A 23,031-nucleotide genomic window follows, 5' to 3' on the forward strand; every position below is an offset into this window, starting at 1 on the left:
CTCGGGAGGCGGCGGTGCTTGCGGGGCTCGGGAGCGGACGCATGAACGACGCGCGGGCGAGGAACGGCCTGATCCTGATCGTGGACGACGCCCCCGACATCCTCACCGTCCTCCAGGACCGGCTGGGCGCGTTGGGCTTCGACACGATCATCGCCGAGGATGGCCCCCGCGCGCTGGAACTTCTCGACCGAGAGGCGCCCAGCCTCATGCTGTTGGACATCGAGATGCCGGGATGCTCCGGTTTGGACGTCCTGAGGCGGCTGAGCCAGGCCGGCGGCGGGCGACCCGAGCTACCGGTGATCGTCATGACGGCACACGGCACCATCACCCGGGCGGTGGAGGCGATGAAGGCGGGGGCCGTGGACTTCATCACGAAGCCGCTCGAGGGCGACCATCTGGAGCTGGCCATCCGCCGGGCCCAGGAGCAGGAGTCGCTGCGGCGCCAGGTGGACTACCTGCGCGGGGAATCGGCGGCGCGGTACCAGCAGATCGTGGGCACGAGCCCGGCGCTTCGCTCGGTGGTCGAGCTGGCCCAGCGGGCTGCACAGTCCTGTGCCGGCGTGCTGCTGCTCGGCGAGAGCGGGACGGGCAAGGAGCTCTTCGCCCGCATGATCCATCAGTGGAGCCCGCGCCGGGCCCAGCCGTTCGTGGTCATCAACTGCGTCGCGCTCACCGAGACGTTGCTCGAAAACGAGCTCTTCGGCCATGAAAAGGGCGCCTTCACCGGCGCGGACCGTCTGCAGAAGGGCAAGCTGGAGGTCGCCCACGGCGGCACGGTCTTCTTGGACGAGATCGGGGACATGCCGCAGGCGCTTCAGACCAAGCTGCTGCGGGTCCTGCAGGACCAAACGTTCACCAGAGTCGGCGGCACACGCCCCGTGCGCGTGAATCTGCGGGTCATCGCCGCCACTAATCGGAATCTCCCCGAGGCGGTCAAGGCCAGGCAGTTTCGCGAGGACCTCTTCTTCCGCCTGAACGTGGTCACGCTGACCCTGCCGCCGCTCCGGGAGCGCCAGGAAGACATCCCGCACCTGGCCGAGTTCTTCCTGAAGCGCTCTGCGCGCGAGGCCAAGCGGCTCGAGCTGCGCCTCACAAAGTCGGCGCTCGACGCCTTGGTCCGGCATCCCTGGCCCGGGAATATCCGGGAGCTGGAGAACGCGATCGCCCGCGCGGTCGTCCTGTGTCCAGAGCAGACCATCGGGCCTGAGCACCTCGGGCTCGCCACCGCGCAGGCGCTGGCCCGCAGGGACGCTGGTCAGCCCGCCGCCGACCGGGACCTGCCGTATCACGAAGCCATGGAGCAGTATAGCCGCACGATTATTCTCAAGGCCCTGGAGCGTGCCGGCGGCAGTCGACTGAAGGCCGCGCAAGCCTTGGGGCTGCAACCGACGTACCTGTCCCGGCTCATCAGGAAAAAGAACCTCGCACCGAAACTGCCCGTTGACCCCTTCACCGGCTGACCGCTCCGCACCCAAGCTGCACCGTCTGTTGGGCGGTCCTCCTGTCCCCCGGGTTCCGGTCGCCGATAGGCTTCAGAATATCCCCGTCGGGACAACCGGCCGGAATCATGAGGCATTCCGAGACCGCCCACATGCCGCTTGACCAGGCGACCTTTCTAGCGTAGGGTGATAGGCAAGCCACGCAGACTGTCCGATCTCTCGCGCCTCTCGATCATTCCTGCGCGTCTGATTCCTCAGTCTCCGCCGCTTCGCCGCCAGAGCCTTTCTGCAGCGCGCCATCATTCGAGCGAGTTGGCACTACTAGACAGAGTCCGTTGGCGACCCGAGCCCAGGGCAGGAATCGGGACAGATGCCCGGAAGGGAGCAATCCATGCACTGTCTTCGGTGTCAGGGGCTGATGATCGCGATCAAGATGCGGGAAGCCGCGAGCGGCGACTCCGCTGCCGGGTGGCGATGTCTCCTGTGTGGTGAGACCGTGGATCCCGGAATCGAAGCGAATCGGAAGGGGCACCAGGCCCCGAGGCGAAGCCTGGCTCGTCCTCCCGGTACCGTGCCGGTCGTGTCTGGTGGTTCCAGGCGCCAGGAGGCGAGCGAGCCGCTTACGGGTCGGGACACGATAGACTGAAGGATCGCCTCCGTTGTGGGTGGGAAGGGGCCATGGGCAAACCGGCGGGCCTTTCTCCCGAGGGATCCCGTCATCCGGCGCGGACCCTGAAGCGCACCGCTAAAAAGGGAACTGTTCCGATGTCTCCCCCGACGATCAGGATGCAAAGTCTGGTCTTCGCCACGATCCTGGGGCTGTCGTCCGCGGCCGGAGCCGGCTCCATCATCATCGCGGGGAATGGACCCGAGCTGCCGACCATCGAGCGGTTGGCGCGGGCGTTCGAGAAGGGCCACCTCGGGAGTGTTGTGGAGATCCGATGGGACCAGTCTTCAGATCCGATTGCCATGGTCAAATCCGGTGTTGCCCATGTGGCCGTGACCGGACGAGCGGATCCGAGCCTGGCTGCGACCCCCATCGCTTGGGACGGGATCGCCGTGGTCGTCTACATCGCCAACCCGACGAAGGAGGTTACTCGACAGCAGGTGGCCGCGATCTTCTCGGGCAAGGTGAAACGGTGGGAAGAACTTGGCGGACAGAGCGCCGCCATCCAACTGATCAATCGTCCGCCGAACCAGAATATCCGTCAGGGCTTTGAAGAAGCGCTCGACATTCCGGGGCAGATTCCTCCCTCGGCCCGGGTGATTCGATCGGACCAGGCCGCAATGAGTACGGTGGCCGGCAGCGTTTCTGCGGTGGCCTATGCCTCGCTCAAGCCGGCGCTTGAAGCGGTGAAGTATGGGGTAGATGTCAGTCTGCTTGTGATTGATCGGGTGGAAGCCGCTGAAGAGACGGTCAAGGACGGACGCTATAAGCTTCGCCGTCCAGTGCTGCTGCTCTCAAAGAAGGAGCCGAACCCTGTTGCGGACGCCTTTACCAGCTTCGCCCTGTCGCCTCAAGGCCAGGAGATTGTCGGCGAGCTGTTTACGGCTTACCGTGCCGCCGAGGAGCCGCAACCGCCTGGCGAGCACGCACTGGGGGGCCGCGCGATTGGCAACCTGGCGGAATGACAAGACTCTCCCGGGCTGCACAGATCCCGCTTGACCGGGCGCCTATTGTCGCGTAGGGTGAGCGTATGACGTGTTAAGCTACGCTGACTGTCCGATCGCTCGCGCATCCCGAGTATCCCTGCGCGTCTGATTCCTCAGTCTCCGCCGCTTGTACGCCAGCATCACTCGGCGGCACCGTCTGCCTAGGAGCCTGTCCGACATTGATCCCTTCTACTGCGACGAACGAGGTGCCGGCATCTGCTTTGCTCTTGGCCCCGAAAAATCCTCACGGCAGTGTCGGACAGGCTCGTAGCTATTGCACCGCAGGACCGAGTCCGCGTCCTTTCCCCCCTTCTCCACCGCGGGGAGGTGTTGGGAGATCGACGCTGAGGATCATCCCGTGACTCATCAGTGGATCGCGTCGGAGGACGATCAAAACAAGGGAGGACAGCACCATGAGAGTCTCTTTGTTCCTAAGGCGCACGCTCCTCGTTCCGTCACTGGCGCTGGCAGCGGGGCTGATCCTGTGGCTCCCTGGAGAATCATCCCGGGCCGCCGAGCAACCGCCGGCAGGAGCCGCGCCGTCCGCTGCCGTGGAAGGACTTGGCCTCGTGGCGTCGGGCGCCGTCGAGGACACGCTGAAGGCCTGTTTGGCCAGAATTCCCAAGGATGCCAGTGCCGGGCAGCGCATGATCGCGGAGCAGAGCTGCGGGCGGGACGAGGAGGATCGGCAAGCGATCCAAGCCGTGCCCGGTCGCTAAGCCGACGGGGGAGCAACGGGGGGAAGGCCACGGTGGTCATAGGCCTCGCGAGAGTGCGAACGCGGGAGAGTCTCGATGCATGTGTGGCGTGACAGAGTCGTCGCGTTCGCCGTGGGCCTCTTTGCCCTCGGCGTAGTGGGCACCGCGCTCTGGGCCCTTGTGCTCGGCCGATGAGCGATGGATCGCAGCTCGTCCGGGAACGGACGGTGGAGCGCTCGGCTGATTCCTTCCATGCGGGTCAGGATGGAGTGACACTGGAGAGGGGCACCCGGATGATCTGCCCGCGTTGCGAGGCCCGCATGGTCGCCTGCCGGCTTGCGGATGCCGGCAGCGCGACCGGCCGGGACTCCGTTCACGGCTGGTACTGTCTGTGCTGTGGCCACCCCTCCACCCCCGGCGCTGTATTCCATCCGCAGGCGCATGAGAGGCAGGCCCACGGGCCGGCTCCCTCTCCTCGATCCGGCGGGGCGCAGGCGGATCAACGTCATCCCCGTGGACCCACGCGCGCAGCGCTCGCAGAGCACTGGACGTGCTGGATGGCGACTCCGCTCCGCTGGTTGGGGCGAACCCTGTCCTGGCCTATGTGGATGTGGCCGCACCGGTCCTCGCGACACGGGTCGAGGGCCTACGGTCGAGTCGTTGCGGCAGGTAGGCGTAATCACCGGGGAGGGTAGACGGGGATGGCATCCAGCAAGATCGCCATTAAGAAAAGCTACGGCGAATTCTGCCTCAGCCCCGAGACGTTTGCGTTATTGCGAGAGCTGGGTCAGCCCGATGCGCTCCAGGAGCCGGACGTCGCGCAGTGCTGAGTCAGTGGGGCGAGACCCGAGGATCCTAGCTTGAATCGGTTCGGCCTGCGCATCCCACGGGACGACCTGAAGCTCGTCCGGATCGTGGAAACGCTGCGAGCCGAGGCGACCGTCCCCGCTGCCGAGCTCAAGATTGTCGCGGTTCCATACCGTGACCATAATGCTGCCGATGGGGTCGGCTACCTGAGCGCGGGCGCTCCCCCGTTTGCCCAGACGCGCCGCGCGTTCGAGGCGGAGGCGCGCGCAAGCGTGGCACCGATGGTCTGGATTGCGGGCAGCGCCTTTGCGAGCTGCGCCCGATGTTGTGGGACCCGGTCAATTTGGCCACGGCCGGCGAGCGGCCGGTCGTCGGGGGCACCTGGCTGCAGCAGATTTTTACTGCCCGGCAACAACAGCTACGGGGAGAGCCTCGGCCGGTGAATAGCGACGAGGCGAGGAAGAGCCCTTGCGGAGTATACGGCACGGGGGGAACGCCGCCGAATGGGTGGCGGACTGGTACGGCGGGAAGTCGTGCGCGACCGGCGAGGCAAGCAATCCACAGGGTCTTGCTGGCGGTCACCAGAAGGTGTTCCGTGGCGGTTCGTTGGCGACCTGGCGAGCTTGTTGAAAGCTACGTGCGCAAGAGTTATTTTCCCGAGGGCACGGGCCCGTTTGTCGGCATCCGGTACGCCCAGGATGGGTTCTAGCCACCTGAGGGCTGTGGAGCTCAGAGGAACCGTCCTTGACATGACACCGATTTTCCTGTAGGGTTAATATCGTTGCTGCGATTCACGTAGACCGTCTGTCTCTCGCGCCTCCCGCTTTCTCCCCGCGCGGTTGATTGCTGGTCTTTTCCCCTTCGCAGTCCAATGCGGTTTGAGCGGTCTCTGGGTTCGGGTGCCGTGCGCCCGCGGGGCCAGGCTGTCGCCTGCGCACGTTGCCTGCGGCGAACCGCCGGGCGAGGGGCGTGGACGGTTCGGACCAAGGCGGGTCGGGATCGAGTGCCTTCGATGGCGGTGAGTCGCAACAGGAGAAAGGTAGAACAACACAGGAGGAACGGACCATGGCGTGGGGAATTATCATGACAGGGCTGATGCTGGCGGCGATGCTAGGGTTGGTCATCTTCGATATCACCAGGGATGTGGGCGCGGCGGGAGCGAGTCCACCTGTGATCGATCCAGCCGAAGCCCTGGCGCGGCCGGTTGGACAGGCGAAAGCGGCCTAGTGCATTCACGGAGAAATCGGTTCCGGGCGTCACCGTCGAGCCCGGGGCCGACGGCAGGAAGGAGCTGACCCATGGGCATTCTGATGATCGGCATCGCGCGCGTCACGATTCTGGTCCGGGGCCTGGCGTTCCGTACGGCGACCGAAAGCACGAGCGAAAAGCGGCGGACCTCGCGCGCCGGGGGTGCCCAATCGCCCCGGCAGGACCATCACCACGCCGCTTGAGAGACCACTCCCGCCTGCCTCGCTGGCCGCTTGATTTCCTGGAAGACTTGGCGTATCGGTCTTGGGTAAAGAAACCTTCACCGTGACTGTCCGACTCTTCATCATCGGGCTGGTTGTGCTCGGGCCGTTCTGGCTGTTTCCCGGCGCTGGGCCGGTCGAGGCGGGGTGCCGCGGCTTGCAAGGGGAGGCCTATGAGCGGTGCCTGAAAGGCAAGCGGCCGGAGAGTGTCCCACTGACGGTGACCTTCTTCGACGCCCAAGGGACCCCCGTCGCCGTGGATCGCGACGTCGTGAGCCGATCCATGGCTGAAGTCTGCAAGGCCATCGGCCGGGACGGACTGTTCCAAGCGTATCGGAACGACGGCGACCGCCGCCAGGCGCGGATCTGGAAAGAGGTCGAATGCCGTGGTGGCCGAGTGCACGGCCTCTGGCGTGAGTACTTTCCCTCCGAAGACACTCTCACGATTCTGTCCTACGACGAGTCCGGCCGCGCAGTGAAGCAGGCGCTCTACCTGGGAAACCGGCTGATCAGCGAAACCCCGCTAGGGAAGAAGCAGGGCGTGCCATGACGCTGCGGAGCAAAGTCCTCGCCTTGTATGAAGCGATCAAGCCCTGGGTGGCCGGATCCTCCGATGCGGTGCAGCAGGCGCTAGAGCGGGAGTTGGCCCAGATGGTTCTCGTCTGGACCGACGAGCAGCCGATCTGCCCCGGCTGGTATTGGTACAAGCCGCCGGGGATCGGCGAGCCGAGACTGGTCCACGTGGACAACGGCCGGATTGACAGCAAGCTCATGGCCGACCTGGGGCCACCCAACAACCTGGTGGACGTCGTCCGGATCAAAGGGCAGTGGGCCGGCCCGCTGGAGCCGCCTCGGTGACGCCCACTCCGTTCGTGCATGTTCTCCCCGGGAACTGCGAGCGCGCCTTGCTCGATCGCTTCCTCCGGGCCGAGGCGATGGCGCTTCGGGCGGTCCGGTCCGCGCAGACGCGGCCGGTCCCGCCGCGCGTGCGGGAGTTTCTCAAACGTCACGAGGAGGACGAACAGGACCACCTGCGCCGGTTCGAGACGTTGCTCGGTGCGCGCTCCCGGCACGAGCCGATCCTGCCCCGGGTCCCTGTGCAATGGTGGGCGCTGGCCGTCCATCTGTATGGGTATGAAGCCCTGGGGCTGGAATTTGCGAGGCTCCTCACCGCCACGCGCCCGGACCTAGCCGCGATCCTGGAGGACGAAGAACTCCACGTCGGCTTCTTTGAGCGGGAGGTGCGGCGGATGCTCCAGGACGGAGGCGGCACAGCCCGTGGCGCCCGCACGTTCGCCCGGGCCTGGTGGCGGAGGCTGCCGAGGACCGTGGACCGCTATCTCCGCGACGAGAGCCTGACCCCTTATCGCGAACGCTTGCGCCGCGTCATCCTCGAGTCCATTCGCGGCCGGTTCGCCGCCGTCAGGCTGCTTGACGAGAGTGGGCCGAACGGCGGACCATCTGGCGCTGGCACGCCCCATAGAAGCGCTTGACCGTCCCCCCACCTTCTGCGCCGGGCAGGCCCTCTTTGCAATCCCCGATCGCGAGTTGCGTCAGGGTTCAAGTGCGTAAGTCATTGAAGAAGAAGGGGTGAGGATGGAGCGGGAAACGGGATTTGAACCCGCGACCCTCGCCTTGGCAAGGCGATGCTCTACCACTGAGCTATTCCCGCTCGCCAATCCAATAAGCGAAAGGAAGCCGATTCTACTGGTGGTGCCCCAGTGTGTCAAGCCAAGCGCCGGGGCGAGCTGTGACCAGAGATCGCTCCGCACGCTTGTAGTGGCTGGAGAATGCCGTGATACCCTGTCCGGCGATCGGGCCATGCGGGCAGATGGGTTGAAGCGACCCGTGTCCGTCGTGATCCGGTCGTCTGCTCTTTGGATCAGCTTCCCGCCAGTAACAAATGAGGGGCCTAGCGTTACCCCCTGGTAACATGGTTGAGCTCTTCCAAGAGGCTGATTAGGTTGAACAAATCTGGTTAACGCCTCTCTCACGCTCGCTCCGCCGACACCTTCACTTCACGTTCTGCTTTCTCAGGCTGAGAGCGTCGCGGGTTTCACGGCCAACTTCATCGCGATTTCAACGTCTTCACCGCTGCGCCTAAGGACCGTCCGTCTGGAGTTGATCTTGCTTTCCTCCCAACGTGTTGTCCTGTGCCAAAGTTCCGTCAGCCTGGAGGGCGGGATGGCGGCAAGCTAAGGAGGGAAAGGAGGTGAGGCGGGGTTATCCCTGAGTCAGTCCACGAGCGGTGAGGTGGCTGGCGTTGCCAGCCGTTAACCAGTTCAGGAGGTTGTCACAATGTTCCTTTCACGTCGGCAATTCTTGAAAGCTTCAGCCGGGACGATCGTGGCGGCCGCGATCGCGGACCGCGCTCTCGCCTTGACCGCGCTGCAGCCGGTCGTCGAGGTGGGCAACCCCCTCGGTGAGTATCCCGACCGGTCCTGGGAGCGGGTCTATCATGACCAGTACCGGTACGATTCCTCCTTCACGTTCGTGTGCTCTCCGAACGACACCCACGCCTGCCGGGTGCGTGCCTTCGTGCGCAACGGCGTCGTGATGCGAGTCGAGCAGAACTACGACCACCAGACCTACGAGGACCTCTACGGCAACCGCGGGACCTTCGCCCACAACCCGCGCATGTGCCTGAAGGGCTACACCTTCCACCGCCGGGTGTACGGGCCCTATCGGCTGAAGGGGCCGTTGATGCGCAAGGGCTGGAAGGAGTGGATGGACGCCGGCGCCCCGGAACTCACGCCTGAGGTCAAGCGCAAGTATAAATTCGACGCCCGCTACCTGGACGACATGGTCCGGGTGTCCTGGGACACCGCGTTCACCTATCTGGCCAAGGCGGTGCTGATCATCGCTACGCGCTACAGCGGCGAGGCGGGGGCGCGGCGGCTGCGCGAGCAGGGCTATCCGCCGGAGATGATCGAGATGATGAAGGGCGCCGGTACGCGCACCTTCAAGCATCGGGCCGGCATGCCCGTGTTGGGCATCGTCGGCAAGATGATGAACACCCGGTTCAACGGCGGGGTGCTCCCGCTGGTGGACACCTACATCCGCAAGGTGGGGCCCAACCAGGCGCAGGGCGGCCGCTACTGGTCGAACTACACCTGGCACGGCGACCAGAACCCGTCGCATCCCTTCTGGTGCGGCGCGCAAACCTCCGACATTGACCTCTGCGACATGCGCTTCTCCAAGCTGAACACGAGCTGGGGGAAGAACTTCGTCGAGAACAAGATGCCGGAGGCCCACTGGAAGCTGGAATCCATCGAGCGGGGTGCCCGGATCGTGGTGATCACGCCGGAGTACAACCCGACGGCGACGCGGGCCGACTACTGGATTCCGGTGCGGCCGCAGTCCGACGGGGCGCTGTTCTGTGGCGCGATGAAGATCATCATTGACGAGAACATGCACGACGTGGACTTCCTCAAGGAGTTCACGGACGCGCCGATCCTCGTCCGCACGGACACGCTCCAATATCTGGACCCGCGGGATGTGATCCCGGACTTCAAGTTCCCAGATTACTCGAACCGGTACTCCGGCAAGGTGCAGACGCTCAACCCGGAGACGATCGAGCGGCTGGGGGGCTGCATGGTCTGGGACCTGAACAAGCAGCAGCCGGTGTTCCTGGATCGCGAGCTGGTGGGCTGGCATTTCCGCAACAGCGGCATTGACGCGGCGTTGACTGGGACCTACCGGGTCAAGCTGCTCAACGGCCGCGAGGTGGACGTGATGCCGGTCTGGCAGCTCTATCTGGTGCACTTCCAGGACTACGACCTGGACACGGTGCATCAGATCAACCGGGCGCCCAAGGACCTGATCGTCCGCTGGGCCCGGGACAGCGGCACGATCAAGCCGGCGGCGATCCACAACGGCGAGGGGGTGAACCACTACTTCCACGAGACGATCTACGGCCGGGCGGCGGCCATGGTTCTGATCATCACGGGGAACGTCGGCAAGTTCGGCACGGGCCAGCACACCTGGGCCGGCAACTACAAGGCCGGCGCCTGGACGGCGACCCCCTGGTCGGGCGGCGGGCTGGGCGTGCACACGGGCGAGGATCCATTCAACCTCACGCTGGATCCGGAGGCCCACGGCAAGGAGATCAAGGTCAAGTCCTACTACTACGGCGAAGAGGTCGGGTACTGGAACCACGGGGACACGGCCTTGATCGTCAACACGCCGAAGTACGGCCGCAAGGTGTTCACGGGCAAGACCCACATGCCGAGCCCGAGCAAGTTCCGCTGGGTGACCAACGTGAACGTGCTCAACAACGCCAAGCACCACTACGACATGGTCAAGAACGTCGATCCCAATATCGAGTGCATCGTCACGCAGGATATTGAGATGACCTCGGACGTGAACCATGCGGACGTGGCGTTGGCCTGCAACTCCTGGATGGAGTTCACCTATCCGGAGATGACGATCACGGTGAGCAACCCGTGGCTGCAGATCTGGAAGGGCGGCATCCGGCCGCTGTACGACACTCGCAACGACGCGGACACCTTTGCGGGCGTGGCGGCGAAGCTGGCCGACATGACCGGCGACAAGCGGATCAAGGATGTCTTCCACTTCGTGTACCTCAACCGGGTGGACGTGTACGTGCAACGGCTCCTGGATGCCTCGAGCACCTTCTACGGCTATCAGGCCGATACATGCCTGAAGTCGGAGAAGGGCTGGATGGTGATGACGCGGACGTATCCGCGGCAGCCGTTCTGGGAGGAGACCAACGAGTCGAAGCCGATGTGGACCCGGACCGGCCGGTACGAGAACTACCGGATCGAGCCGGAGGCGATCGAGTACGGCGAGAACTTCGTGGCGCACCGGGAGGGCACCGAGGCGACGCCGTACCTGCCCAACGCGATCATGTCCACGAACCCGTACATCCGGCCGGACGACTATGGGATTCCCATCACAGCCCAGCACCACGACGACAAGCACGTGCGCAACCTGAAGCTGCCGTGGCAGGAGATCAAGCGGCACGCGAACCCGCTGTGGGAGAAGGGGTACCAGTTCTACTGCGTGACCCCGAAGACCCGGCACCGCGTGCACAGCCAGTGGTCGGTGAACGACTGGGTGCAGATGTACGAGTCCAACTTCGGCGATCCGTACCGGATGGACAAGCGGACGCCGGGGGTGGGCGAGCACCAGTTGCACATCAACCCGCAGGCGGCGAAGGACCGGGGCATCAACGACGGCGACTACGTGTACGTGGACGGGAACCCGGTGGACCGGCCGTACCGGGGCTGGCGGCCGAGCGATCCGTTCTACAAGGTGGCGCGGTTGATGATCCGGGCGAAGTACAACCCGGCGTATCCGTACCACGTGACGATGGCGAAGCACGCCCCCTACGTGGCGACGGCGAAGTCGGTGAAGGGGCACGAGACGCGGCCGGACGGGCGGGCGATTGCGGTGGACACCGGCTATCAGAGCAACTTCCGGTACGGGGCGCAGCAGTCGTTCACGCGCTCCTGGCTGATGCCGATGCACCAGACGGACTCGCTGCCGAGCAAGCATGCGATTGCGTGGAAGTTCAAGTTCGGCTACGGCATTGACCACCACGCGGTCAACACGGTGCCGAAGGAGTGCCTGATCCGCATCACGAAGGCGGAGGATGGGGGCATCGGGGCGCGCGGGCCGTGGGAGCCGGTGCGGACGGGCTTCACGCCGGCGCAGGAGAACGAGTTCATGATCAAGTGGCTCAAGGGCGAGCACATCAAGATCAAGGTGTAACCGATCGCCACCGGATGCGCGTACCAGTCACCACTTGATTATGAGAAGAAGGAGGAGGAACCATGCCGGAAGTCTATAACTGGCAGTTGGGGCGGAAGATGCTCTACCCCTACGAGGAGCGGCACCCCAAGTGGCAGTTCGCCTTCGTGTTCAACATCAACCGGTGTCTGGCGTGCCAGACCTGCTCGATGGCGGACAAGTCCACGTGGCTGTTCTCGAAGGGGCAGGAGTACATGTGGTGGAACAACGTGGAGACCAAGCCCTACGGCGGGTATCCCCAGTTCTACGACGTGAAGATCACGCAACTGATCGAGCAGGTGAACCCGGGGGGGCAGGTGTGGAACGTGCGGGTGGGCCGCAAGCACCATGCGCCCTACGGGGTGTTTGAAGGGATGACCATTTTCGACGCGGGGGCCAAGGTGGGCCAGGCGGCGATTGGCTACATCCCGACGGACCAGGAGTGGCGGTTCGTCAACATCTACGAGGACACGGCGACCTCCATGCGGGCAGTGGTGGAGGGGATTGACAAGACCGGGTTCACGCGGGACGAGCCGTGGCGGATGACGGGCAGTTCGTTGCCGGAGCATGAGACGTTCTTCTTCTACCTGCAGCGGATCTGCAACCACTGCACGTACCCGGGGTGTCTGGCGGCCTGTCCGCGCAAGGCGATCTACAAGCGGCCGGAGGACGGGATTGTGTTGATTGACCAGAACCGGTGCCGGGGGTACAAGAAGTGCGTGGAGCAGTGTCCGTACAAGAAGCCGATGTACCGGGGGACGACGCGGGTGAGCGAGAAGTGCATTGCGTGCTATCCGCGGATTGAGGGGAAGGACCCCTTGACGGGCGGGGAGCCGATGGAGACGCGGTGCATGGCGGCCTGCGTGGGGAAGATTCGGATGCAGAGCCTGGTGCGGATCGGCGAGGACGGGTTGTGGGCGGAGGACCGGTGGCACCCGTTGTACTTTGCGATTCGGGTGGAGCAGGTGGCGTTGCCGTTGTACCCGCAGTGGGGGACGGAGCCGAACGGGTACTACATTCCGCCGCGGTGGGCGCCGCGGGGGTACATCCGGCAGATGTTCGGGCCGGGGGTGGACAACGCCATTGAGAAGTACCTGGTGCCGAGCCGGGAGTTGCTGGCGGTGCTGCAGTTGTGGCGGGCGAGCCAGCAGATTGTGTTCCGGTACGACGTGATTCCGGGCCCGAAGGTGTTTGAGACCCAGATTCACGGGCGGCGGTTCGAGATGTACAACGACACCGTGCTGGGGTTCAACAAGTCGGGCAAGGAGGTGGTGCGGCAGCAGATCGAGGAGCCGATCTACATTCGGCCCGCGGAGCGGGTGAACTGGCTCTGAGGCTGAGGCCACACCCCGCCATCCGTGCTCAGCCGTCAGCAACCATGGGGAGGCTGCAAGCTGAGCGCTGAGGGCTCGGCGAGGGGGCAGGAGGCGCATGGGAGCGCCCCTGCCCCCTTCCTTTACGAGGACCCATGCCAGATCACAAGAGAAACCGGTGGCCGTCCTGGAACCAGGTGCTGGTCAGCCTGCTCGTGGTGTTGCTGGGCCTCGTAAGCGCGCGGGCGCTGGATCGGGTGGATCAAGACCTCCGGAAGATGTATACCGAGCACACGCTGGCGGCGACGGACCTTACCCACATCATGGCTGACGTGATCCGCTATCGGGCCACCGTCATCCAGGCGCTGGAAGCCTCCACGAAGGATGAATACGACCGGGCGCTCGGCTCGCTCCCGACCCAGCGTGCCCGGATCAAGATGGCAATGGATCGCTATTCGGCCGCTGCCGCCTTGCTGGGACATCGGGGCCGAAGTGAGCAGCAGGCGTTGCGGGAGAGCCTGGACGCCTATTTTGCGGCTGGGGAACGGACCGTGATGCTGTTGCAGGCCATGCGGTCGGCCGGGACCGCTGCTGAGGCCGCCGCGCTGCGACAACAGGCAGAGATCCACATCCGGGATACGGCGGGAGCCAGATTGGTCGCGGTCAGCTTGGCCTTAGACCGGCTCCTGGAAACCGTCGCGGAGGTGGGAAAGGAGATGCAGGATGACGGGATCGTCACGATCAGGGAGACCAGCGCGGGGTTGATCGTCGGGAGCCTCGTCTTGGCCCTCTTGAATCTCTGGGGGACACCCGTGGGCCGTCGGCGTACCGGGGAGGAGACGCACCCCGCGGTTCCGAGGAGCTCTCCGGAGCGGCGACCGACTCCGGATCGGTAGTGTGACCCGGGACGCAAGCGTCGTGCAACTGTGGCAGCTGGCGGGAACGAGAGCTTGACGGGCCGGTTGAGCCTTCGGTAGAGTGTCCGAATTGCAGGCCGTCGGGCTGCCGGTCCGGAGAAGAGGATGACGACGCCACCGCCCACTGCCGTCCCCTTCGCTGCCCAGGCAATTCCCTTCCACGAGTTCCTCCAAAGCGGTAAATTGCCTGAGGGGTATATTACGAGCGACTATGTTGCCGAGCAGTTCGTCGAGCGACTCGTCCACTATGTGTTGAGTGTGCCGGCCGGCAGCTATACCATGGGCAAACTCGGAGAATTGCTCCAGCAGCTCGACCCCCGGCATCAGGTGTTCTTTTTCAAGCGACTAAAGGAAACGAGCCCAGAGAGTCTCAAGGACTTCGCTCCTCTCTACTACGGCTTCATGGCCGAATTCCACGCCCTCCTCTTTACCTAACTCGCCAAAAAACCGCTTGTTCTCGGCCCGTTTCGAGTATACAATGAGGTCAATTGTTACCAAGTGAGAGGAACGGTATGAATCCGACCTTGCAACGGGCAGTGACAAGCTTCTACAACCTCATCTATGAGGCTCAGACCTTTGCAACCACTATGGCGCGCCTGGACACAGCCGACCAGGAGAACTACGCGGGAAGGATCGAAGGACTCAACTGGGTGCTGGATCGGTGCCAAGAGCTGGAAGACATGGACGCGAACCTCACCCCTTCGTCGCTTCAGCGGGTCCTCAGCGAAGTGAAGTCTGACCTCGAGCATGAGCTGTCCGTGCAGCGGCGGGAGAAGGGCCGGCGGGCGGATGGCAGGGAAGAGGCGCTCACCTTTGTGTCTCAATACCTTACCAGCCTGATCACCGCGACGGAGATCGAGTCCTCGAAGAGCTCGGTCTGACCTGAACCCCCAGACGAGGGAGGACCGGTTGGGCGTGCAGGGGCCGACATCGCGCGGTCGGGCTTGTGCCCGACCGCGGTTGGCTCCGTAGCGTTCCGGTGGTCGGGGAGGCGTGCTCTGACGGTTGGTTTACGGCGACGGTCGCGCTGGCAGCCGGTCGCACGGACCTAGGCAGGAGTGATGGAGCAATCCCGGAGGACGACGGTCATCCGTGAATGGATCATCTTCGCCCTTTGTGTGGGATTAGGCGGGCATGTCGTCCTCGGGCTGATCCTGCACACGCCGGAGCGTTGGCCTTGGAGTGATGCAGGCGGATACGGGCTTCTGGTAGGGCTCTCCCTCTATGTGGCGGTGCAGGGGCTCCGATCCCTCATGTGGGTGTTGCGGGGAAGAGGGAAGCGGGAGCAAGAAGACCCCGGCTGGTAAGTGGGCAAGGGCATTATGTCTGCGTTTCATCCGAGGGAGCGAGAATTGGCCAGACAGCCGGCCCAGGGCGGGTTTCGCCGCGGACAGCGTCCCGCGCGTCCGTCCGAGGCGTTCACCCGGGAGCAGGAGCAGGCGGAAGACCAGTTCGGGTCCTTCCACGCCTCGCTGCTCTATTGCCCGAAATGCCGACAGGCGACGCCGACGCGCGAGCGGCTCCTGCTGGTCCTCCCTACCGGCAATCTCTACGAATATCTCTGCATCCAGTGCGGGACCTCGACGGGCTCCAAGACCGACACCTATCGGTCCGACGTACGCCTGTACCTTCCCTAGCTGGAAGCTGATAGCCAGTAGCGGGTAGCTTATGACTGAAGGCTGCTCGCAGCGAGCTTGCTAGGCCAGCCCTTCGAGCGGGATGCCCTCCTCGATGAGCATGACCGGGATGTCTTCCCGGATCGGGTAAAGGATCTTCCGGTCGGCCCGGATCAGGCCGCCGTCGAGCTTCTCGGTGACCGGCTGTCCAGCCTTGTTCTTCAGGTCTCCCCGAGCGATGCGTTCGTTCAGCTTAGCGATGAGGGACTCATCGGCCAGGGAGACGTCCTGCTTCGTGTCGGGGCAGCACAGGATCGCCAGCAGCTCCTTGTCCACGTTGACCATCGCCTGGAACTCCTCTCGGAAGCGTCGGTGAGTTGTACCCTACCGGGGGTGCGGGACCAACGTCCAGGGTACCGGAATCCGGGGGCAAGATCAAGAGCGCTCCGGTTAGGAGCGTGCACTTGTCCCACCGGGACACCTGACCGGGCCCGATTGGACTCGACCAGGCTTCGGTCACGCCAGCCCCGCTTTCCTCCCAAGATGGTCTCCTACCATGATAGGAGGACATACTTAGGTGCTCATCGGGCAGGAGCAGGGTCCCGGCGGCCTTGACGCGCCGCGCCGGCCTCTGCTACCATCTGCCTGCGGGGTGGAGCAGTCCGGTAGCTCGTTGGGCTCATAACCCAAAGGTCGGAGGTTCAAATCCTCCCCCCGCAACCAGCCTCATTAGGTCCTCGGTACAGGCGCGGGCTCCCGCCGGGAGCCCGCGCCGTTGTGTCTGGGCGCTTCGCCGCTAGGCGCTAGCCCGTGTCGTATGCCCGCCTGCATCGGCGCCAAGCCAGCCGCAACTGCTCCTAGGAGCTGGCTACATTAATCGGCGTGCCGCGTGCCTCGATTGCCCAACTGGCCTATCATAGGCGCGGCTCCGCTGTCTGGCGATTGGCTCGGAGCGTCGTCGTCGGTGCGGTGAGCCTCGTGCCGGTGCCGCAAGCCACGGTTCTCTTCCCTCGGGCCGTTCCGGTGGTGGACGTTCAGCCTAGAGTAGGTACGTACGCCGGATGGCGTATAGACAGGGCGGCCAAGAGGCGCTAGAGTCAGCCGCGCTGGGGGCTCCATGCCCTCGCTGGCAGAGGCGATCCCCACACCACGGAGGGCCAATCATGAGAACCATCGCGACGCTCGCCGCCGCGCTGCTGCTGGGGCCGGCGGCGGTTTCCCAATCGGCTCCCGATATGTTGGAAAAGGCGTTGCCGGGCATCGTCACGGTGGCGGTGAAAGAGGCGTTGCCACTCGCCAAGCCCAGGGGCGAGGCCGAGCCCTCGGCCGAACTGGCGTACCAACAGGCGCTGGACCTGAGCGGCGCCGAAAGCGTCGGTTCCGGCTTCGTCATCGAGCGGAACGGCAAAAAGTACGTGGGTTACTAACTACCACGTCGTAGACCAGGCGCCGCCGGATGGAGAGCCGCTCATCGCTTACAGCGTTAATCGGTCGGCCTATCGGGTGAGAGTCATCGGCGGCGACGTCTATTACGACCTGGCGGTCCTGGAGTTCCTCGACAGGCCCGGAGCCGAGCTCCGGGTCATGAAATTCCGGATGCGTCCCGTCCGGCTGGGGGAATCGGTGTACGCCATCGGCAATCCGCTGGGCGCGTTTCCCTATACCGTCACCCAGGGGATCGTGAGCGGGAAGAACCGGATGCTCGAGGGAACCAACCAGAACTTCGGCTACCTCCAAACCACGGCGGCGATCCTGCCGGGCAACAGCGGAGGCCCCCTAGTGGATCAGAAGGGCAAGGTGGTCGGGGTCAACACGCGCGGCTCGATCCAGATGCGCCTGTCGTTCGCGATCAAGGCGCCGCGCGTCCTCAAGGTGGTGGACGATCTGCTGGCGAACGACGGGCGCGTGAAACGGGCCTACTGGTGGGTCCAGATCGTCCAGGAATACGAGAAGGCCTGCGACGAGAAGACCGGTGGTCAATGCGGCCCGCGCCGGCCCGTGGGGGCGCCGATGCTGGCGGCGGTCCTTTCCGGCACCCCGGCTGGCGAGGCACCCGCCGGTGCGGCGGGGGCCGTGATCCGCAAAGTGCGGGGCGTGCCGGTCCGGACGATTGACGACGCGTGGGGCGCCCTGGCGGAAGTCCGGACCGGCCAGCCAGTGACACGCTGGAACTGGCCAAGGGAGACGCCGCACAGGAGGTGACAGTCCCCGTCGGGCGAGCTGAGCCCGGAGGCCCAGGCGAGGATCGGGGCGGGGCTGCTGGAATCCGTAGGCCGGGTGCGCGTCACCGGGAACGTCGGCGAAACGGACGGCGTAGTCGTCGAGTTTCCCCAACTCTGGGAGATTGAACAGCACGTCTGTCCGGCAGAAGGGAAGCGTGCCAAGGCGGACAAGAAGGCGATCAGCCGGCTGAGGATCATCGCGGTCGGACCTCTCTCGAACAACAGCGAGGACCGCGTGTGGCGCGTAGACAATCTGGAGGACCTGGGGACGGCCATCCGGCTGCAAAGCGTGAACGGGGTCCTTGCCTTGGTCGGCGAGTTCGACGGGTGCTCGCGCCGATCTCCCAGACGTTCTCCGACAACGAGGGAACTCTGGGGCACACCCTGTTCTATTAGCGCCGGCTGGACGGTTTCCAGACTCGATGAGCCGCGCCTCGCGGTCGCGGCCTGCAGCCGGCAGGAAAGCCTTCGTGGAGCGAAGCTGTCTGAGCGGTGGTCGTACAGCCCGAGGGAAACCTCGTGGCCGGACCTGGGGCCTCCTGATCTGCTTGTGGCTCTGCGGGGTCGGCCATGCCCTCGTTCCGCCGCATGCGGTCGCCGGCGAGCTTTCCCAAGAGACGCCCGACTGTCAGCTCTCTGAATCCCGCGACGAGGCTTGGACTGTGGTGCGAGTGATGGTCGGGCGATTCTCCTTTGCCACCCTTTGCCACGGGGCCGGTCGTGACTCGAGCTCAGCAGCCCGGCCATGCCTGGGATCAGGCTGTCGAAGTGCTGGTCGCTCGGTACGTGGAGGTCTGCCGGCGCGACGCCGTCGGTGCCATGGCCGAGGCCGACTTCGACGAGCGCGTCCGCGATATCACCGAGCTGCACGACGAGGCTCAGGGACTCGAGACCCGGCTGCTCGAAGCGGCCAAGAGCCGGGAGACGACGACCGAGTCGGGGCCGCTCGACGCGGCGGTCCGCGCATGGATGGATAAAGTCGCCGCGCTCGATCCGCTCGAAAGCTTTCGGGGCCGGTTCCCCCCGATCCTGTGAAGCCGAGGGCCACGACTGGGACGGTTGGGGCTGCTCCGGAGCGGCCAGACGCCAAACCGTAACACGTTCGGCAGAAGCGGCACATCAAAGGGGAGGACGCTTCGGCCGCAAGGAGCGAGTCCCATGCTGATCAAGAAGGCCTTGGCAACCTGTCTGACCGTGCTCGGGCTCATCATGGCGTTCTGGGCGGAGGGCCGGGCGGAATCCCGGCGGGCGTTGCTCGTCGGCATCAACAAGTACGGGTCGTCGGGAACGCCGCAACTGCAATTCGGGACGTTCGGCGGAGCGGGAGCCAAGGAGAGCGGCTTCTCCAAGGCGACGCGCATCTCGCGGGGGAGCTGGACCGATCTGGACGGCGCCGTGAACGACGCCCGCGCTATGCGCGAGATCCTCATCCAGCGGAACGGGTTCCCTCCCGAGAACATCCTGCTGCTCGAGAACGAGGCGGCGACGCGCGAGCGGATCCTCGGCGCCTTCCAGTCGCACCTCATCGAGCCGGCCAAGCCCGGCGATCGGCTGGTCTTCTTCTACGCGGGCCACGGATCCCGGATCAGGAACTCGCGTTCGGGGGAAGCGGACGGGAGGGACGAGACCATCGTCCCGGCCGACTTCAAGACCGGCGTGATGGATATCCGAGACAAGGAGCTGGCCCGCCTCTACACGCAGGCGCTGAACAAGGGAGTGGTGCTCACGGCGATCTTCGACAGTTGCCACAGCGGGTCCCTGTCGAGAGGACCGACGCCGGTTCTGGAGAAGTCCCGGGTGGGGCCCGAGGACGAGCGGGACGTGGCCGAGCTGATCGGGCCCGAGCCGCCGCCCTTCACCGAGGCGGAGGGCCCCCCGGAGAAGCGGCCAGGGGCCCTGTTTGTCTCCGCCGCCCAGGAAGACGAGTCCGCGCTCGAGGCAATGGATGAGCACAAGATCCGCCATGGCGCCTTCACGCTCGCGCTGCTGCGGACCCTCGCCACGGTCTCGCCGCACGCGCCCGCCAAGCAGATCTTCTCCCGCGTCAGCGCGCTGCTGAAGGCGGACCACAAGCTCCAGCAGCCGGTGCTGGAGGGCACGGAGGCGCGGCGGGCGCAGGCGCTCTTCGGCGGCGACGCCGAGGCGGGCGGGGGCAGGCTCGTCGTGAGCGTCATCAAGAAGCTGGACGAGCAGAAGGTCGAGCTGCAGGCCGGCTGGGCCGTCGGGCTGACGGCCGGCAGCGAGCTGCGGAAGCTCGGCGCCCCGCCGGCCAAGCCGGTCCGGGTCCGCGTCACCCGGGTCACCGACGTCGGGCGGAGCGAGGCCGAGCTGGTAGGCGGTGCTGGGGGCGAGATCCGGCCTGGCGATAGCTTCGAGCTGGAGAAATGGGGCGTGGAGTCGCCCGGGCTACTCCGGCTCTGGCTGGCCCCGGCCCTCGACGACCTCGCCGGCCTGACCCGGGTGGCCAGGGAGCTGAGCGGGCTCCGGGGTTCGCCCCGGGTGACGTGGGTCGAAGACCCTTGGAAGCAGTCGCCGACGCATGTCCTGTTCTGGAGCGGCACGGAATGGATGCTGTCGTCTTCCGGCGGCGAGCGTAAGGGGCTGGGCAAATCGCCGACCGCGGCCCTGGTGCTCGAGAGGCTGAGGCCGGGGGATGGCAAGAAAGCGGAGCTGTTTCTCAACCTGCCGCCCTGGCTGGCCCTGGCCGCGGCCCTCGACCCAAGCGGCGATCCCGCCGCCGGGGCCGTGCAGATGGCCGCCGCTCCGGAGGAGGCGGACTATCTCCTGGTCGGACACAGCCGCGACGGCAGGGTGGAATATGCCTGGAGCCTGAAGAACGTCACGGAGACCGACGTGCCGCGGCAGTTCCCGATGCCCATCCGGACGGACTGGGTGGCGCCGGACCAGGGGGCGGCGGGCGAGCCGGCCGCGCAACTCGCGGCGGAGCTGAAACGCCAGACCGCGCGGTTGAGCCGCCTGCAAGGCTGGCTGACCCTCAAGGGGAGCGCCGAGGACGAGCGCTTTCCCTATCACCTCGCCCTCCGGCACGCCCGCACCGGCCGGATCGTCGGCCAGGAGGACCTCCAGGGGGAGGAGGTATACGGGCTGGTGCTCCAGGCTGAGCCGGATCGGCTCCGGGAGGCGCTGCGCGGGCGGGGCGTCGAGCGCCGGTACGTGTACGTGTTCGTCATTGATACGCATGGCCAGAGCACGCTGCTCTTCCCGGAAAAGGGGGCGGGCAACGTCGGCAACCGCGTTCCCTTTGACGTGAAGGTGCCGGGCGAGGAGATTCCGCTCGGGCCCGGCGAGCTGCTCCAAATCACCGAGCCCTTCGGCACCGACACCTACATCCTGCTGGCGACGAAGGAGGCGCTCCCGGACCCGGATGTCCTCGACGCCGAGGGCGTCCGGACCAGGGGCGGTGCCAGGGGCCCGGACAATGAGCTGGGCCGGCTGATCGAGAGCATCGGGACGACCACGCGGGGAGGGAAGCCCCTGGCGGCGCCGTCGGCCTGGTCCATCCAGCGCGTGACGCTCCGCAGCGTCGCGCGGGGGCAATGACGGTGGCCCCTTCTGTCCCGGGAGCCGCGATGCGTGGGATGAGCTTCCGTTGGGTCACGGCCTGGCTCCTCGCCCTTTGTGGCCTCTGGGCGCTCGCGGGCTCCGTATCCGGGGGACTGACGATTAATCCGGACACATCGCGCGAGGAGGAGCAAAGGCAGCGAGCGGCAGAGGGGGCGCGCAAGCAACGGGCGGTCCAGGCGCCGCCGGTAGTGGTGGGGGTGCCCTGTCCCGGACGCTCCTGGGCTGTCGTCATCGGGATCAACCGGTATGCCAAGGCGCCTGGCGTGCCGGCCCAACGATTCGCCGAGCAGGACGCGCTGGAGGTCGGCGCGGCCGATCTCAACGGTGACGGCGTCATTCCGGTGTCCGAGTTGTACGCGTTCCTCGACCGGCGCGTGTTCGACGCGGCGCAGGTCCACAGGCGTGAGCAACGGCCGGCCTTGTGGCGGCTTGGGGCGGACGCGGGCGAGTTCGTCTTCCTCGTGGACCAGCCTGTGCGGCTGGCGAAGGACTCCCCCGGGCCTGTCCGCTAACTGGCGCCCACCCTGGGGCGAGCAGGCGATATGTCCACCGTGGCAAGAGCCGGTGGCAGGGTCGCGCCATCGGCGTTGCACAATCGAAGAGAGGCTGCTATGCGGAGATCCCGTGAGAGCTGGCTGGCGCTCGTCGCGCTGCTGGTCGTCGTGTCGGCACTTCTAGCGCCCGCGGTGCAAGGAGAGCCGCTGGAGACGGTGCGCGGAACCGGGTGCTACACCTATGGAGATGAGGAGACGCCCGACAAGGCGAGACGCACCGCTCAAGCCTTGGCCCGGCGGGAGGCGGTGGAGAGCTATCGGGTCTTCGTCCAGGCGGCGACGACCGTGAAGAACCATGTGACCCAGGAGGATCTCGTTCACTCCGCCAGCGCCGCGGTCCTGCGGGACGTGCAGATCGAGAAGGAGGAAGAGCAGGGCCGGAGGATCTGCCTCACGATCACGGCCAAGGTCAGCCCGGCCGAGGTGGAGGAGCTGCTCCGGCAGAAGGTCAAGGCCAAGGAAATGGCCGAGGCCGCCCAGGCGCCGCTCCTGCCGGGGCGCCCCTCCTTCGCCGTGCGGGTGTGGACCAACAAGCCGGATGGGCGGTTCTTGGAAGGAGAACGCTTGATCGTGTCGGTGCAGTCGGAGCGGGACGGCTACCTGAAGCTGGACTACTATGTCGCGGACGGCAACGTGGTGCATCTCGTGCCGAACATTCATCGGGGGGACGCCTTCATTCGCGCCGGGCAGGTCTATACGTTCGGCGGCGGGGATCGGGAGACCTTTATCATCCAGAAGCCCTTCGGCGCGGAGGCGATCAAGGTGATCGTGAGCACGCAGCCCTTCGATGCAGCCCTGACCGCCTCGCGGAACGTGGATGACGGCCGCCGCTACCTGGACGGGCTGGCGTCGACCACCCGAGACCTCAAGGTCACCGGACGCACTCCCCAGTGGGCCGAAGCCTCGGTTGGCCTGACCACGGCCAGCCGAGCGGCCAACGAGTTGACCTGCACGCTGGCGCAGGCCCGAGGGGTGACAGTGCTTGGGAAGTGTGTGCAATAAGG

At 65.6% G+C, this 23,031-nt stretch carries 22 protein-coding genes and 2 tRNA genes; 22 read left to right on the forward strand and 2 right to left on the reverse strand.

Annotated elements, in window-relative coordinates; translation table 11 throughout:
• Positions 1-41 precede the first annotated feature (41 nt).
• From ACWHYQ_RS10140 to ACWHYQ_RS10175, 8 genes are all read left to right on the forward strand, one after another.
• Positions 42-1,460 (forward strand): sigma-54-dependent transcriptional regulator, encoded by a 1,419-nt coding sequence (locus tag ACWHYQ_RS10140; RefSeq protein WP_447972013.1) that lies wholly within the window; start codon positions 42-44, stop codon positions 1,458-1,460.
• Between the two features lie 657 nt (positions 1,461-2,117).
• Entirely contained in the window at positions 2,118-3,071 is a 954-nt protein-coding gene (locus ACWHYQ_RS10145; RefSeq protein ID WP_447972014.1) for a substrate-binding domain-containing protein, read from the forward strand.
• Positions 3,072-3,505: 434 nt separating this feature from the next.
• On the forward strand, positions 3,506-3,811 hold the full coding sequence (locus ACWHYQ_RS10150) for a hypothetical protein (RefSeq protein ID WP_447972015.1): 306 nt from the start codon (positions 3,506-3,508) through the stop codon (positions 3,809-3,811).
• Between the two features lie 1,851 nt (positions 3,812-5,662).
• Positions 5,663-5,824 (forward strand): hypothetical protein, encoded by a 162-nt coding sequence (locus ACWHYQ_RS10155; protein ID WP_447972016.1) that lies wholly within the window; start codon positions 5,663-5,665, stop codon positions 5,822-5,824.
• A gap of 71 nt (positions 5,825-5,895) precedes the next feature.
• Complete coding sequence (locus ACWHYQ_RS10160) at positions 5,896-6,048, forward strand: hypothetical protein (protein WP_447972017.1); 153 nt, start codon at positions 5,896-5,898, stop codon at positions 6,046-6,048.
• Between the two features lie 82 nt (positions 6,049-6,130).
• The gene (locus tag ACWHYQ_RS10165) at positions 6,131-6,616 is read left to right on the forward strand and encodes a hypothetical protein (protein WP_447972018.1); all 486 of its coding nucleotides are present in this window, start codon (positions 6,131-6,133) and stop codon (positions 6,614-6,616) included.
• Positions 6,613-6,924: a hypothetical protein gene (locus ACWHYQ_RS10170; RefSeq protein WP_447972019.1), complete on the forward strand. Its 312-nt coding sequence runs from the start codon at positions 6,613-6,615 to the stop codon at positions 6,922-6,924. The genes ACWHYQ_RS10165 and ACWHYQ_RS10170 overlap by 4 nt, the downstream gene beginning before the upstream one ends.
• Complete coding sequence (locus ACWHYQ_RS10175) at positions 6,921-7,559, forward strand: hypothetical protein (RefSeq protein WP_447972020.1); 639 nt, start codon at positions 6,921-6,923, stop codon at positions 7,557-7,559. Before ACWHYQ_RS10170 ends, ACWHYQ_RS10175 begins: the two co-directional genes overlap by 4 nt.
• A gap of 104 nt (positions 7,560-7,663) precedes the next feature.
• Here ACWHYQ_RS10175 and ACWHYQ_RS10180 read toward each other — a convergent pair.
• Positions 7,664-7,738 (reverse strand) — tRNA-Gly (locus ACWHYQ_RS10180).
• 626 nt (positions 7,739-8,364) lie between these two features.
• On the opposite strand from ACWHYQ_RS10180, the gene ACWHYQ_RS10185 reads away from it, so the two are divergent.
• From ACWHYQ_RS10185 to ACWHYQ_RS10215, 7 genes are all read left to right on the forward strand, one after another.
• Positions 8,365-11,802, forward strand: a complete 3,438-nt coding sequence (locus ACWHYQ_RS10185; RefSeq protein WP_447972021.1) for a molybdopterin-dependent oxidoreductase — start codon at positions 8,365-8,367, stop codon at positions 11,800-11,802.
• Positions 11,803-11,864: 62 nt separating this feature from the next.
• Positions 11,865-13,154 (forward strand): 4Fe-4S dicluster domain-containing protein, encoded by a 1,290-nt coding sequence (locus ACWHYQ_RS10190; RefSeq protein ID WP_447972022.1) that lies wholly within the window; start codon positions 11,865-11,867, stop codon positions 13,152-13,154.
• Between the two features lie 134 nt (positions 13,155-13,288).
• Positions 13,289-14,029, forward strand: a complete 741-nt coding sequence (locus ACWHYQ_RS10195) for an MCP four helix bundle domain-containing protein (RefSeq protein ID WP_447972023.1) — start codon at positions 13,289-13,291, stop codon at positions 14,027-14,029.
• A gap of 126 nt (positions 14,030-14,155) precedes the next feature.
• Positions 14,156-14,485, forward strand: coding sequence for a hypothetical protein (locus tag ACWHYQ_RS10200; protein ID WP_447972024.1), 330 nt, complete (start codon positions 14,156-14,158; stop codon positions 14,483-14,485).
• Positions 14,486-14,562: 77 nt separating this feature from the next.
• A complete protein-coding gene (locus ACWHYQ_RS10205) occupies positions 14,563-14,931 on the forward strand; it encodes a hypothetical protein (protein ID WP_447972025.1) in 369 nt (122 codons plus the stop codon).
• A gap of 180 nt (positions 14,932-15,111) precedes the next feature.
• Complete coding sequence (locus ACWHYQ_RS10210) at positions 15,112-15,357, forward strand: hypothetical protein (protein ID WP_447972026.1); 246 nt, start codon at positions 15,112-15,114, stop codon at positions 15,355-15,357.
• Between the two features lie 45 nt (positions 15,358-15,402).
• A complete protein-coding gene (locus ACWHYQ_RS10215; protein ID WP_447972027.1) occupies positions 15,403-15,687 on the forward strand; it encodes a cytoplasmic protein in 285 nt (94 codons plus the stop codon).
• A gap of 60 nt (positions 15,688-15,747) precedes the next feature.
• Here ACWHYQ_RS10215 and ACWHYQ_RS10220 read toward each other — a convergent pair whose 3' ends face one another.
• Positions 15,748-16,011: a Trm112 family protein gene (locus ACWHYQ_RS10220; protein ID WP_447972028.1), complete on the reverse strand. Its 264-nt coding sequence runs from the start codon at positions 16,009-16,011 to the stop codon at positions 15,748-15,750.
• Positions 16,012-16,312: 301 nt separating this feature from the next.
• On the opposite strand from ACWHYQ_RS10220, the gene ACWHYQ_RS10225 reads away from it, so the two are divergent.
• The 7 genes from ACWHYQ_RS10225 to ACWHYQ_RS10255 all read left to right on the forward strand — a co-directional run bounded on the left by ACWHYQ_RS10225 (position 16,313) and on the right by ACWHYQ_RS10255 (position 23,029).
• Positions 16,313-16,389, forward strand: a tRNA-Met gene (locus tag ACWHYQ_RS10225).
• 440 nt (positions 16,390-16,829) lie between these two features.
• The gene (locus ACWHYQ_RS10230) at positions 16,830-17,093 is read left to right on the forward strand and encodes a hypothetical protein (RefSeq protein ID WP_447972029.1); all 264 of its coding nucleotides are present in this window, start codon (positions 16,830-16,832) and stop codon (positions 17,091-17,093) included.
• Between the two features lie 43 nt (positions 17,094-17,136).
• A complete protein-coding gene (locus tag ACWHYQ_RS10235; RefSeq protein ID WP_447975550.1) occupies positions 17,137-17,868 on the forward strand; it encodes a S1C family serine protease in 732 nt (243 codons plus the stop codon).
• 740 nt (positions 17,869-18,608) lie between these two features.
• Positions 18,609-18,923, forward strand: a complete 315-nt coding sequence (locus tag ACWHYQ_RS10240; protein WP_447972030.1) for a hypothetical protein — start codon at positions 18,609-18,611, stop codon at positions 18,921-18,923.
• A gap of 123 nt (positions 18,924-19,046) precedes the next feature.
• On the forward strand, positions 19,047-21,449 hold the full coding sequence (locus ACWHYQ_RS10245; protein ID WP_447972031.1) for a caspase family protein: 2,403 nt from the start codon (positions 19,047-19,049) through the stop codon (positions 21,447-21,449).
• Between the two features lie 29 nt (positions 21,450-21,478).
• A complete protein-coding gene (locus ACWHYQ_RS10250) occupies positions 21,479-21,985 on the forward strand; it encodes a hypothetical protein (RefSeq protein WP_447972032.1) in 507 nt (168 codons plus the stop codon).
• Between the two features lie 99 nt (positions 21,986-22,084).
• Entirely contained in the window at positions 22,085-23,029 is a 945-nt protein-coding gene (locus ACWHYQ_RS10255) for a DUF4384 domain-containing protein (protein WP_447972033.1), read from the forward strand.
• The last annotated feature ends 2 nt before the right edge of the window (positions 23,030-23,031 follow it).

Source organism: Nitrospira sp. Kam-Ns4a (assembly GCF_965152595.1).

Excerpts from the sequence above, each read along its gene's own strand:
- ACWHYQ_RS10140 (WP_447972013.1), top strand. The coding sequence starts at position 42 with ATGAACGACGCGCGGGCGAGGAACGGCCTGATCCTGATCGTGGACGAC.
- ACWHYQ_RS10145 (WP_447972014.1), top strand. The coding sequence starts at position 2,118 with ATGGGCAAACCGGCGGGCCTTTCTCCCGAGGGATCCCGTCATCCGGCG.
- ACWHYQ_RS10150 (WP_447972015.1), top strand. The coding sequence starts at position 3,506 with ATGAGAGTCTCTTTGTTCCTAAGGCGCACGCTCCTCGTTCCGTCACTG.
- ACWHYQ_RS10155 (WP_447972016.1), top strand. The coding sequence starts at position 5,663 with ATGGCGTGGGGAATTATCATGACAGGGCTGATGCTGGCGGCGATGCTA.
- ACWHYQ_RS10160 (WP_447972017.1), top strand. The coding sequence starts at position 5,896 with ATGGGCATTCTGATGATCGGCATCGCGCGCGTCACGATTCTGGTCCGG.
- ACWHYQ_RS10170 (WP_447972019.1), top strand. The coding sequence starts at position 6,613 with ATGACGCTGCGGAGCAAAGTCCTCGCCTTGTATGAAGCGATCAAGCCC.
- ACWHYQ_RS10185 (WP_447972021.1), top strand. The coding sequence starts at position 8,365 with ATGTTCCTTTCACGTCGGCAATTCTTGAAAGCTTCAGCCGGGACGATC.
- ACWHYQ_RS10190 (WP_447972022.1), top strand. The coding sequence starts at position 11,865 with ATGCCGGAAGTCTATAACTGGCAGTTGGGGCGGAAGATGCTCTACCCC.
- ACWHYQ_RS10195 (WP_447972023.1), top strand. The coding sequence starts at position 13,289 with ATGCCAGATCACAAGAGAAACCGGTGGCCGTCCTGGAACCAGGTGCTG.
- ACWHYQ_RS10200 (WP_447972024.1), top strand. The coding sequence starts at position 14,156 with ATGACGACGCCACCGCCCACTGCCGTCCCCTTCGCTGCCCAGGCAATT.
- ACWHYQ_RS10205 (WP_447972025.1), top strand. The coding sequence starts at position 14,563 with ATGAATCCGACCTTGCAACGGGCAGTGACAAGCTTCTACAACCTCATC.
- ACWHYQ_RS10210 (WP_447972026.1), top strand. The coding sequence starts at position 15,112 with ATGGAGCAATCCCGGAGGACGACGGTCATCCGTGAATGGATCATCTTC.
- ACWHYQ_RS10220 (WP_447972028.1), bottom strand. The coding sequence starts at position 16,011 with ATGGTCAACGTGGACAAGGAGCTGCTGGCGATCCTGTGCTGCCCCGAC.
- ACWHYQ_RS10230 (WP_447972029.1), top strand. The coding sequence starts at position 16,830 with ATGAGAACCATCGCGACGCTCGCCGCCGCGCTGCTGCTGGGGCCGGCG.
- ACWHYQ_RS10245 (WP_447972031.1), top strand. The coding sequence starts at position 19,047 with ATGCTGATCAAGAAGGCCTTGGCAACCTGTCTGACCGTGCTCGGGCTC.
- ACWHYQ_RS10250 (WP_447972032.1), top strand. The coding sequence starts at position 21,479 with ATGCGTGGGATGAGCTTCCGTTGGGTCACGGCCTGGCTCCTCGCCCTT.
- ACWHYQ_RS10255 (WP_447972033.1), top strand. The coding sequence starts at position 22,085 with ATGCGGAGATCCCGTGAGAGCTGGCTGGCGCTCGTCGCGCTGCTGGTC.